9 protein-coding genes are annotated in these 11,895 nt (G+C 55.1%); all 9 read right to left on the reverse strand.

The window, feature by feature from the left end:
- Positions 1-6: 6 nt before the first annotated feature.
- Complete coding sequence (locus WHS88_04310; GenBank protein MEJ5259395.1) at positions 7-2,076, reverse strand: sodium/solute symporter; 2,070 nt, start codon at positions 2,074-2,076, stop codon at positions 7-9.
- Positions 2,077-2,324: 248 nt separating this feature from the next.
- On the reverse strand, positions 2,325-3,203 hold the full coding sequence (locus tag WHS88_04315) for an FAD:protein FMN transferase (protein ID MEJ5259396.1): 879 nt from the start codon (positions 3,201-3,203) through the stop codon (positions 2,325-2,327).
- Positions 3,200-4,771: a flippase activity-associated protein Agl23 gene (locus WHS88_04320; GenBank protein ID MEJ5259397.1), complete on the reverse strand. Its 1,572-nt coding sequence runs from the start codon at positions 4,769-4,771 to the stop codon at positions 3,200-3,202. Before WHS88_04320 ends, WHS88_04315 begins: the two co-directional genes overlap by 4 nt.
- The gene (locus WHS88_04325) at positions 4,768-5,403 is read right to left on the reverse strand and encodes a discoidin domain-containing protein (GenBank protein MEJ5259398.1); all 636 of its coding nucleotides are present in this window, start codon (positions 5,401-5,403) and stop codon (positions 4,768-4,770) included. The genes WHS88_04320 and WHS88_04325 overlap by 4 nt, the downstream gene beginning before the upstream one ends.
- A gap of 170 nt (positions 5,404-5,573) precedes the next feature.
- Positions 5,574-6,860 carry a Gfo/Idh/MocA family oxidoreductase gene (locus tag WHS88_04330; protein ID MEJ5259399.1) on the reverse strand — a complete coding sequence of 429 codons (1,287 nt, stop codon included), beginning with the start codon at positions 6,858-6,860 and terminating at the stop codon, positions 5,574-5,576.
- A gap of 8 nt (positions 6,861-6,868) precedes the next feature.
- Positions 6,869-8,056, reverse strand: a complete 1,188-nt coding sequence (locus tag WHS88_04335) for an MFS transporter (GenBank protein MEJ5259400.1) — start codon at positions 8,054-8,056, stop codon at positions 6,869-6,871.
- An 11-nt stretch (positions 8,057-8,067) separates the two neighbouring features.
- Positions 8,068-8,673, reverse strand: a complete 606-nt coding sequence (locus tag WHS88_04340) for a hypothetical protein (protein MEJ5259401.1) — start codon at positions 8,671-8,673, stop codon at positions 8,068-8,070.
- Positions 8,670-10,505: a cytochrome c3 family protein gene (locus tag WHS88_04345; protein MEJ5259402.1), complete on the reverse strand. Its 1,836-nt coding sequence runs from the start codon at positions 10,503-10,505 to the stop codon at positions 8,670-8,672. Before WHS88_04345 ends, WHS88_04340 begins: the two co-directional genes overlap by 4 nt.
- A gap of 19 nt (positions 10,506-10,524) precedes the next feature.
- Positions 10,525-11,889, reverse strand: a complete 1,365-nt coding sequence (locus WHS88_04350) for a Gfo/Idh/MocA family oxidoreductase (GenBank protein ID MEJ5259403.1) — start codon at positions 11,887-11,889, stop codon at positions 10,525-10,527.
- Positions 11,890-11,895: the final 6 nt, after the last annotated feature.

Here is an 11,895-nt window from a genome sequence, read left to right on the forward strand (position 1 = left end):
TCTCCTTTATCTGGCTAATCCGAGCGGGCTGAAAATCACATACAAAAGCAGCGTCAGCACCACAACCACAACCCCGGCGACCGCCGCGCCTCGGGAGGAATGCAGCTGAATTGTCGTGTTCTGTCGAAACTCGATGGGCTGTGTCAGCGGTTTGGCCGCTGTAATCAGGGCCATCACCAAAAGACAAACAAGAAAACTAATGGCCATTCGGTTCAGGAAGTTGCCGATTAAAAAGGCCATGACCTGGTTCTCCATCAGTTTGCCGAAAGTCGAAACATATTTGAGCCCGCCGTACACAAAGAAGTTGGTCACAAGCCCCGCCACACCGCAGACAGCCGGAGCGCGGCGTACTACCAGGCCGAATACAAAAACGGCCAGCACGCCCGGTGACAGAAAGCCCTGGCTTTCCTGAATAATCGTAAAGATGCTGTTGCTGATTTTGGGATTGCCCAGCTGCGGGGCCAAAAAGATCGCTACGGCCGTAAACACAACGACACAGATACGCCCAAGCGTCACAACGGCCTGTTGGGAAGCATTCGGGACCAGATATTTCTTGTAGATGTCCATCGTAAAAATGGTGGAAGCGGCATTGAGCATGGCGGCCAGGGAGCTGACAATCGCTCCTAACAGAGCCGCCAGCACAAACCCGACCAGTCCGCTCTTTTTCGGAAGCACCTTGCTGAGCAGCTGGCCGAGAGCGGAGTCATACTTATACCCAAGAAACTTCTCCGTCGTAATCTTGGCATTCGAAGCACGGGCCGACTCACGAACCGCCGCATTGTACTGGTCCAGTTCCGCCGCCAGGGCCGGAAAAACGGTCCGCCAGGATTTGTCATCCGATTCGAACACGGTAAAGGACTGGACCTGGAGCTTGTCATAGTTCTCTTTCAAAATCGGCAGGACAAACGGATTTTTGATTCGGCTGGCCTTCAGAGCTCTCTGATTGGGGAAAACTGCCACCAGAAAAGTCCCCTGTGTCGGGGCGGCCAGCGCTTCCGGTGAAGGCTCTGAAACAACCTGAACCAGCTGCGTATTCGGATTAGCCATCTTGTATTTGGCCAGAACCGGGGCATTGTCCGCCGCCGCCTTGGACTTCATATCCGGGGCAAACAGGTTGAAGGCGATAATGCCGGGAATCACAATGACAAACGGGATGAGCAGTTTCATAAAGGCCGAAAAAACAATGCCCTTCTGCCCTTCCGCCAGCGAAGCCGAACCGAGCGTCCGCTGGGTAATGTACTGATTCAGCCCCCAGTAATAAAAGTTCGGAATCCACAGCCCCAGCAGCAGCGCCGTCCAGGGCAGGGTCGCATCGCTCATCGGCAGAAACATATTCAGCCGGACCTTATTGAGCGAGACAAACCGCTCCAGTGCCCCTTCACTGCCCGTAAAGGTTTTCAGGCCGACAGCCCCCGTGCTGACATCCTCAATATAGGAGGCCTCCTGGACACTGCCGAGCATCTTAAAGGCAAAAATCATAATGACCGCCCCGCCGACAATCAGAGCGCTTCCCTGAATCAGGTCGGCCCAGGCGCAGGCCTTCAGCCCGCCCGCCGCCACATACAGCATCGCAATAATTCCAATCACCAGCGAGGCCTGCGCCACGGTCGGCACGATTTTCATTTCCATTTCTTCGGCCATGGTATTAATGGTCAGGGCCCCGGAATAGGTCACCGCCCCCAGCAGAAGCATGTAAATGAAAATGGTCGTTACCGCCATGATGGTGCGGGCGGCCGTGTTGTAGCGGTATTCGAGAAACTCCGGCATTGTATAAATGCCCGCCCGCAGGAAATAAGGCAGGAAACCAAAAGCCACCACAACCAGCGTAATGGCCGCCATCCATTCATAACTGGCAATGGCCATTCCGATATGGCTGGCGGCGTTTCCGCTCATTCCGACAAACTGCTCGGAGGAAATATTGGCGGCAATCAGAGAAAATCCAATCAGCCACCAAACCAGACCCCGACCAGCCAGAAAATAATCCTCTCCGGACTTTTCATGGCGGCTTTTATAGAGCCCCAGCCCCACGACACAGACGACAAAAACAACAAAAACAATTACATCCAGAATCCCCATTGTCCAGACTCCTAAAAAAACGTTCTCTTCGTCTCTTTCTGTGTCTAACAAAGCTCCCGTCATTCCCAAAACCTGTCTTCCGCAACTTTAGCGAAGGCAAAAGGCGGGAATCCGGACTTTTTGTGAGACGCCTTAAATTATTTCCGAATTATCCACATTTTGGAGGCCGTATCAACAAAGATTTCTGAAAGTATTGGCGAACCTGCCTATCCAATTCCTTGCAGAACTTGCAGAAAAATGACACCTTCCTACCAGGGACCGAATTGAAGGGGGTTTTCGGTCGGCTTTTCTTTCAGAAGAATCAGGATCCCCAGCGAAGGGTTTTCACGACTGAACCGCTCTATTTCCTCCCAGGTCATCACCATAAGAGCCGTCGAAATCCCATCACAGACAGCCGAGTCTTCCCCTTTTACCCAAACTGCCGATTTGTCTTGAATTGCCTGACCGGTAACCGGACGAATCATGTCGGTTCCCCGCCGAAGACCGGAGCAGCTTAGCGCTTCGTTTCGCATCTGGAGAGTCCGAATCTCTTTTTGCGTAAACGGATTGGTCAGACGGACGGGCCAGCCCGCCTGTCCTGACGGCGCATCCATCGCCAGGATGGTACTGGTTCCGCCGTGAATCAGGACTTTTTGAATCTGCCATTCACCAAGCACATCGGCCATTTTTCGGACGGCAAATCCTTTTCCAAGTCCCCCCAAATCCAGCCGAATTCCATCCGAAAGCACTCGGACGGACATCTCCTCCGGACGGATTTCCAGCCGATGCATCCCAATCGAAGACAGTCGGTTCCGAATCTCAGTTTCCGAAGGCGTCGTTGCTTTCCATAAATCGACCAATCCTCCCACCGTACAATCAAAGAGTCCTCCGGTCAGATGGTGAATCTGTACGGCAGACTGAAGACATTCTATGGTTTCCGGAGAAACAATCACCGATTGTCCTTTTTGTGCGGAATTAATCCGGGAGATGTCGCTGTTAGGCAGAAACCGGCTTAAAAGCGATTCCAGTCGGTCCAGTTCATCAAAGGCTGCACGAGCGGCGTTTGCAGCATAGGCAGAGCCCGGATGCTCGATAAACAGTTCAAATTCCGTCGCCATCGCACGATGACAGAAATGAAACGGTTTCATCGGGCCCTCTTTGTTTCAGAGACGGATTTGCCCGCCTGCACCAAATCCAGCAAATCTTTTCGTATGTATCCTCTCCATTCGAGAGAAGGCCGCAAATAGACCGGTGCATCAAAAAGCGGAAGGTACATATGCCGCTGTCCGGGCGGAGGGGTTTCATACAAATATTTCAAAATCTCCGGTTCCATCCGTGCATCGGCCAAAATCAAAGCAGCGGCCGGCATCGACGGTTCGACCTCGCTGAAATAACCAACGAAAGGAAACGAGCGAAGATACCACGGCCACGGCCAGTAATCATTGTTTTCTGCAAAAATTTGGATATAAAGCCGCTGCCCTTCCCCGGAATATTCCGCAACCTGCTGCACCTTTTGAAACATCGAAAAAATGTCAGGGCTTGTGTGGCCGTAAACATATGGATTTGAAGGACTTGTCGCATATTTTGTCATCAGACACACACTCTGAACCACCGGACTGATGAGGCCGAAAATCAGCAGAACAGCCGCCGCAAAACGCCGCGGACCGGGACCGGAGGCCCATTGCAGAAACCGGTCAGCCGCTAATCCGGCCGGCAGCGTCATTCCATACAGAAAAGACAACGCATTCCACGGCGTCTTATAAGGAATGGCAGAGTAAAAAAGCGTTAATATCACCGAAAAAAGCACCAAAAAGGAAACAAAAGGGTTTCCTGCCCCTTTTCGCCGGTCTGCCCAAACAATACCAGCCCCCAGCAGAGCCAAAGCCACAATCCCATCCTCATTCCAGACAGGCGGCTCAAAAAACTCTACCCAAGTTAACAAGTCCAGATAGTACCACCAGGGGTGAAAATGCGCCGTTTTGGAAGCCGCATGAGCCGGATACAGCCAGAAACTTTGAAGAGAATCCGCCAACCCCCGTCCATGCGTTCCGAAGCTGGAAAAGAACAGAATCCAGACAAACAGAAACGCAGCCAAAGCCGCCGCCGCATGAGAAAACACCCTTTTTCCGGCAGGACGTCCCCATATAAGGAGAAAGGCCAAGGCCGCCGCAGCAAAGGACAGGACGGCCGTTTCTTTCGTCGCCAACATCAACCCCGCCGAAAGCCCCGTCCAAACCGCCCAGCCGAGACAGGGTTTATCCCAATAACGGCAAAGTCCCCCTAAAAAACACCCCAGAAACAGAACCAGCCATATCTCATGAATGAAATAGCCGCTGTAATAGACAAATGCGGGCGAAAATGCCAGCAGAACGGAAGCAAACAAAGCGGCCCTCCTGCCGATGCACGGAGCCATCAGCCAGACAGTCAGGATTACTCCCAAACCAGCCAGAGCGGTGGTACCCCGCAGAAGACCTTCCGTCAGTCCGTTTAGCGTATGAACGCCTGCCAGCCGGGCACCCAGCCACGTGAAATAATACAGGGTCGGCCCGTGATACTCGAGCGGCTCATACTCATACAGGCCGGTCTCCAGAAGATGCCCGAGTTTGACCGCTTGAACCGCTTCGTCTGTGTGCATCGGGCGGACAGATAAAAACGGGAAACGAACCGCTGCTGCCGCGGCCAGCACTGCACAGCCGAGATAAAAAGAACGCCTCATCGCGGGCTTCTGCCGAAGACCTCTATTTCGATGAAATGATTCATATCATTCTGGTTGTTGCCGCTGCTGTAAATCCGAACATAACGGGCCCGGGTCCCTTTGGCATCAATCAGTTTTCCTTCCGATGTCCCGACAAAGTTCTTGTCTTTCCCGACGCCCAGACCGCTCGAATTGTCATCGTCATTGTTAAACAGGGTTACCACGCCCGTGATGAAATCCGGGTCGCTGCTGACCTGAACAATCACATCATAATAAACCCGTTCGGTCTTATGATACTGCCAGAAAACAATGGCATAAATTTCGTATTCCTTCTCCAGATCCACCTGAACCCACTGGGTAAACGGGCCCAGCTCAACCAGACTGCCGTCGTGGGCTTCCTTGTCGCCGTCCGTAATCATCGCATAGGACCCGAGGATGGGTTCCGGGTCGGACCCGGTGACGGGCTTGCCTCGGGAAATCAAAGCTGTCCCTTCCGGTGCCAAAAACGGCGGACGCGGTGCCCCCAGCGGTTTTTCCAGATTTCGGACGCCGGCGATGTTTTCCGGCGTACCCACAAACTGCGGTTTAGGCAGCGTTAAAGGAATCGGGACCAGTTTTTCCGCTTCCTTTGCGGCCGGAACTGCCGCCGGCACAGACGGTATCGGTTCCGCAGTCTGTTGCGCGGGAGCTGCTGCGGCAGACGGCTCCGACGGAGCCGATGGAGCAGGCGGTTCTTTTTTCTGGCAACCGGCAAACGACAATGTCAACAAGATGCATCCGCCGAAAACGAAAAGATTCTTCATTATTTTTTCTCCTATCAATCTTATATCTGATTCCAGGGTGAACGCATGGGTCGAAACCGCAGTCGGTTGGCCTGTTCATCTCCGACAAACTCTTCTTTCACCGGGTCCCATTGAAGAGGCCGGCCTAAGGAAGCAGCAATATTTCCCAGATGGCATATGGAAGCCGTTCGGTGGCCGATTTCCGCCGGCGCCGCCGTTTGTTTCCGGGTTCGAACGCACTCCAGAAAATTGCGGCGGTGATCGCGGCTATAATACAGCTGAATCGGCTCTTTGCCAACCGTGTATTTGACAAGATGTTCCGGCTCTGAATACAGCCGTTCGCGGCTGACAAAAATCTTCCCTCGGGTTCCTTCGAACAGGACACTTCCGGTTCCGCCGCCTGTTCGGCAGAACAGCCGAACGCCGTCCGCATAGGTAAACACCAAATCATACGACAGAGCCGTGTCAAACAGTCCCTCTTTGGGGAACTCTCCCGTCCCCTCCACCCAAACCGGACCGGTATAGTCCGTCCCGTGTCCCCACTGGGCGATGTCAATCTGGTGAGACCCCCAGTTGGTCAGCTGCCCGCCGGAATAATCAGAAATAAAACGAAAGGTGTAATGACACCGCTGGGAAGTGTACGGTGCCCACGGGGCCGGCCCCAGCCAGAACTCATAATCCAGCTCCGGTGGAACGGGCTCCGGCGACCACTGCGGCGGGCAGGTACGGTTATTCGGAGGAATCTCGACATAGATGTTTTTCAGGTCTCCAATCCGGCCGTTGCGTACGAGCTGACAGGCCCGATGAAAATAGGCATCCGAACGCTGATGGGAGCCGGTTTGGAAAACCCGACCGTACCGCTGAACGGCATCGCAGAGAATCCGCCCTTCGGCAATCGTCAGGGTCAGCGGTTTTTCACAATAGACATCTTTGCCTGCTCGGACGGCCGCCAGCGCCATCGGCACATGCCAGTGGTCGGGGGTGGAAATAACGACGGCATCGATATCCTCCCGAGCCAGCAGTTCGCGGAAATCCGTTGTGCCGCAGGAAGCACCAAGCCCGGCTTCCGCAAGGCCCTGCTGAAGATGACGGCGGTCTGCATCACAAACAGCAGCAACCTGCGTACCCGGCTGGTTCAGAAATCCCCGCAGATTGCCCATCCCCATCCCGCCGACTCCGATAAAGCCCAGCGTAATGCGGTTGGACGGCGCTGTCCTGCCGAAAAGAGACGCCGTTGCAATCCAGGGAAACCCCAGCGCAGAGGCCCCTGCGCCCTTCAGAAAGGAACGCCGGCTGAACGAATTCGACTGGTTTAGTACATTCAGCATCGAAATGCTTACAGACTGCCTTTCACTTTGGAAAGAACCAGCGCCAGAATCATTAAGACAATGCAGACAGGCAGCAGCAGTTTCAGACTTTTCTGAATGGAGGCACCTTTGGCCACATTGCCCATCGCTTTGGGAACGATAACGGCACCGGCCAGCCCCACCGCAAAGATAATGCCGAACAGACTGCCGTGAATGTCCGGCGAAAACTTCGAAAAACTCACACCAACGGTCGTCGGAAAACACGGAGCAAACGCCAAGCCGGCCAGAGCCGCCAGAAGCCGCGCATGGAGCGATTGAGTACACTGCATCATCAGAAAGATGGCGATTGCGGCAACAAGAGCGGCGGCGGCAATAACCCATCCGCCGTTGGCCGTCAAATCAAACCCGATTCGAGCGGGCAGAAGCCCCGTTGCCAAACGGCCGGCCATCATCGCAATCGCAAAAATGGATAAGAGCTGCTGGCCGAACGCATCGGCAGCCGCGGCTTCGATCGAGGCGTTTTCCTTCTGGATGACTTCTTTGCCGAAGGTGGGAAGCCAGTTGCAGAAAGAGGCCTCCAGAGCAATATAGCAAAACAGAACAAAAGCGGCCGTCAAAACCGCCGGCTGGCCGAGCAGTTTTACCGCCGCCGCTATATCCAGTTTGGCACTGCTGGCCGGATATCCCTTGGCCGCCAGAGCTATCAGCACCGGAAGCAGAACAATCACACCAAGGACAGACACGGCCTTTTCATATCCGGCGGTTCGAAACAGGAAACTGACAATCAGCGGCGTCAGGAAAAGCCCCAGACCGAAAAAGACATTCGCCAGATTGCTGGCCGCGGCAGGGTCCTTGCCGTCAAAAAGCACCTGCGGCGCCATCACATTGCCGGCTGTATTCAGGGCCATCGCCCCAAATCCCAGCAGCAGACACGGCCAGAGAACGGCGGTATAGGTTTTCCCAAAGGCCAGGATAAAAATGCAGACCGCCGTCAGAACAAACCCGAGCACTGCAATCCACTGATAGCCGATGGCATCCGTTACCACCCCAACCACCAGCGAAGCCACCAGACAGGCAAACATGAATCCGGAAATCAGCGTGCCGAATTTGCCCGCATCCATCTGGACCCGCGGCATCAGCTTGACGCTGATTGACCCCAGCAGAGAAAAGCACATTCCTAATCCGAATACACAGCATAATGCAACCGCCTGGACCATAACGAACCTCCTTATTCCACAGGATTAGTTTGATTTTCCATGCCGATTTGACGGCGGATAAGCAGGTAAAGGAAAAGAAAGGCCAAAGAACCGAACGCCAACGCACACCAGCGATGGACGTCCAGAAGCAGCTTTTGACCATCGGTGCCGAACCAGGGGAACATGCTGAAGACCATACTCAGTGCCAGCGGCAGCGAGAAAACCAGCAGACCCCAAAAACAGCCTTTGAGAACGGCATCCGACCTGCCTTCGAAAACCATGGCACCCGCCCAGCCGAACGTCAGAATTGCCAGACAGACCGCCAAAATCGGGGCGAAGGTTGCGTGAATCATCAGCAGCCAGCCGGCCAGACGGCAGCCGAAAAACAGCGGACCGAACCCCGTCAAAAACAAGACGGAAAAAGACAGCAGGGCCAGCAGCAGAACCAGCTTTCGAAAACGTCCCCACGGAGAAAGCTTCTGCTCCAGCAAAAGCAGCGTGCAGACGTGAACTTTCGTACGAATAAGGTCTCGAAACGTCCAGCGCCCGCTGCGGCGGAAGAAACACAGCAGGATATGAAGCCCGATGCCTCCGAGAAGACCAGCAAAGACCAGCAGTGAAATCCAGCGGAATATCATTTTGGTTCCTCCACGGCCTTTTCCGACAAGACGGCCGCCGCCTTCACGGCATAGGCCAGAAGCACCAGAGCGACCAATCCGCAGGCACACAGACAAATCGCTTTCATCCAGGGACGAAAGACAAAGGAGAAATTAAACGCCCAGACATACAGGCGGCTCAATCCCTGCAGTTGGACCATTGGAACAAACCGCTCCATGCCGGCTATAGGGGAATCCGCCGGCACAGGAGCAAAAAAGAACGGCGAATTCGTCGTGTGGCAGTCTGCACAGCCCAGTGTTCCGAGGGCCTGCTTGGCGGGCCGGACATCGTGAGCAATCGGCCAGGCATAGGGCTCTGCGGCCGGATGGTCGGTACTGACCAGTGCATCGGCCTGGAGGCGATAAAGTCGTCCGCCGCAGATATAGACCGGCTGTTTGGCCGAATCGGACGGCGCCAGCCGACGAAGCACCTCGGCAATTTGTTCCTCTGTAAGGACTCGCCAGTCCTTGACTCGTTCGGCATCGGCGGCAAGAACCGAACCGGCCGCCTTGAGCACCTCAGCCGGCGGCAGGGGCAGGACTCTTTCTTCCTCGAGCAATCCCCAATAGGCAGGCCAAAACAGCCGATGCGGACCGATTTTGCCGTCGTGCCCTTTCAGAAAGACGGGGCCGTACACCTTGGGCAGCCGCAGGTCCATCGAATGCTTGCCGTGCAGCCCGATTTTGTGCATACGGGCCGTACGCCACTGAGCAATCTCCTGCTGAGGCCAAAGGCTTGTATGGCAGGCTGTACAGGTGAGTTTTTCAAAATGGATGGGGGGAATCCCGCGGTGGAGCGGCTTGGGAGCCCCCAGCCGACCTGCATCCGGCTCGACAGCTGCTGTGCCCAGATGACAGCCCTCGCAGGTGAGCGAGGCCAAACGGGGGTCGCTCATTTCATACCCGCGGTTGATTTTGTGATCCCGTCCGTGCCGGTGACAATCCGTGCAGCTCAGCCCGGATTTGAGATGGACATCCTCATCTTCCGTCCAGATATCCGATTCTCCGAGTTTGAGATTCTGATTGGAATGACAGAAATAACACCGTTCAGGCGGACAAGTTCGGCTGATGTCAAAAAAGACCTGGCCTTCCTTGTTAAAGATTCCTTCCCGATAATGGGTCGTAATTCCCTCGTCAAATTCCGGGTCAAAGAAATCAGACAGAGCGGAGGCGGTTCCGTTAACGACAGCCAGTCCGCTGGAGGCGGCGGCAATCCAGCGGTAATTCTGACGAGCCGCCTGCAGGGCCGCCGTATTCAAATCCTGCCGATTGTCCCGATTGTGACAGGCCAGACAGTTGATTTCATATTTGCCGCTGATTTCCTGACGGGTCACCAAACGAGGATTTTTGGGGTCCGCCGGGACCTCGCCATAGCCGCCGCCGGGCAGATGAGTGCCGAACTCATTCAGATAATCCCACCCGCTCAATCCAACCTGCTCCGGCGTAAAGGTCCCCTTCCAGCCGCGTGGGGAGATGGGAATCTGGGTGCGGGTGCGGACATCCCGCAGCACCCAGGGCTGACCAGGCCGTCCCGGCGCGTCTTTGGGCTGCGGACCGGGAAAATGCCAGCCGGAGGCAATGGTTTCATAGTCATGGCACTGGCCGCAGGTCATCCGCGTTGAAAAGGGACGGGCGGGATTGTCCTGAGGACGAATCTTGACCCCCTTTTCATCCAGCAGGTCAATCCAGTGGACATAAGGGCTTCGGTTGGCGTCATTGCCGTCCCCGAGCCGTCCGCCCGGTTCTGCGGCGAATGCTGTTCCGACAGCCGCTGCGGCCAACACTCTAAGAATGAGCTGCTTGTTGCTGTTCATAGACACGTTCGGCGGCTGATTATACAGAAAACTCCTCAGGTTTAAATTCCAAACGGCACGCTTTTTCAACAGCCTCATTGACCTTCAGCACCGTTACGGCCGTCTCGTAGCCGACCTCCGCCGGACAGGTCAGCTTTTCGTTGCCGCGAATGGCCTCCAGGAAATTGCGGATGTGCGGCTGATGATACGGAACATTCATCGAGACCGGGATGCGATATTCCGCCATCGCCAACGTCCCTTCCCGAACATCCAGAACCGCTTCTTCTTTTTGGGTATTATCCACAACGGGTCTGCCCTCGGCCTTTTTCAGATAGCCCTTGGCAACCCAGGGGTCCCATTCTTCCTCGGGCACCCAGCTTTCCCGATAGAGACTGCCGCGGTTGGCTGATTCGGAAATAACGAGCGTTCCTTTAAGCCCCATAAACGATTCAAAATAGCCGTTGGCGCTGTTTGTCGTCAGCGTCTGGTAGAAAGCCCGCACCGGTCCTTCCGGTGTCTGATATTCATAGACGGCCATTACATTGTCGTACCACTCATGGTTTTTCCAGTAATCTATGCCGCCGCTGGCCATCACACTGCGGGGAGCCGTTCCCAAAAACCAGTTGTAAATATCAATCTGATGAGAGCCGAGGTCCACAATCGGCCCGCCGCCGAGCCCTTTGAACCACCGCCAGTTGCGGAACTGGTGCATATTCTTAAACCCATACTGATTCAGCACCGACTCCGGGATTTCCGAGCCGGCCGGCCAGTCCAGGTCCTCGCAGGAGGCCTTGCTTCGATTCCACTGACCATTGATGGTGGTAATTCGGCCGAGCAGTTTGGCTTCCTGGATGTATTTCTCGTAGCAGTACCGATAGCGCGGGTTGCTTCGGCGCTGATGCCCGATTTGCAGGAGTTTGCCGGTTCGGCGGGCGGCCTCGAGCATCCGTCGGGCTCCCTCGAGCGTATTGCTCATCTCTTTTTCACAATAAACATGAAGTCCCTTTTCCAGGCAGGCCACCGTCTGTTCGGCATGCCAGAAATCGGGTGTGGCGATAAAAACGGCATCCAAATCCGTTTCTTTGTCGAGCATTTCCTTATAATCCACATACGGTCTGCCTTCGTGACCGTAGGCGGCCTTGTAGGCCTGCACGCGCCGCGAGACCCGCCGGAGATTGACCTGCTCCCAGATGTCGCAAATCGCCAGAATACGGATATTCGCCTCCGGTCCCAGTTTAATCGCCGCATCCAGAAGGGCCTGCCCCTGAGCACCCGCTCCGATAAAGGCGACATTGAGAACATCTTTTTTCCCGTCCGCTCCGAGCGCCTTGCCGGAAACAAACAGCCCCGCACCAATGGCGGCGGTCGCTTTCACAAATTCTCGTCGATTGATGGAATGACTCATCTGAAT

The sequence above is a fragment of the Anaerohalosphaeraceae bacterium genome (assembly GCA_037479115.1).
Lineage (GTDB): Bacteria > Planctomycetota > Phycisphaerae > Sedimentisphaerales > Anaerohalosphaeraceae > JAHDQI01.

Bases quoted from the DNA above. Each gene is read 5' to 3' on its own strand.
- WHS88_04315 (MEJ5259396.1), bottom strand. From the start codon at position 3,203: ATGAAACCGTTTCATTTCTGTCATCGTGCGATGGCGACGGAATTTGAA.
- WHS88_04320 (MEJ5259397.1), bottom strand. From the start codon at position 4,771: ATGAGGCGTTCTTTTTATCTCGGCTGTGCAGTGCTGGCCGCGGCAGCA.
- WHS88_04340 (MEJ5259401.1), bottom strand. From the start codon at position 8,673: ATGATATTCCGCTGGATTTCACTGCTGGTCTTTGCTGGTCTTCTCGGA.
- WHS88_04345 (MEJ5259402.1), bottom strand. From the start codon at position 10,505: ATGAACAGCAACAAGCAGCTCATTCTTAGAGTGTTGGCCGCAGCGGCT.
- WHS88_04335 (MEJ5259400.1), bottom strand. From the start codon at position 8,056: ATGGTCCAGGCGGTTGCATTATGCTGTGTATTCGGATTAGGAATGTGC.
- WHS88_04330 (MEJ5259399.1), bottom strand. From the start codon at position 6,860: ATGCTGAATGTACTAAACCAGTCGAATTCGTTCAGCCGGCGTTCCTTT.
- WHS88_04310 (MEJ5259395.1), bottom strand. From the start codon at position 2,076: ATGGGGATTCTGGATGTAATTGTTTTTGTTGTTTTTGTCGTCTGTGTC.
- WHS88_04350 (MEJ5259403.1), bottom strand. From the start codon at position 11,889: ATGAGTCATTCCATCAATCGACGAGAATTTGTGAAAGCGACCGCCGCC.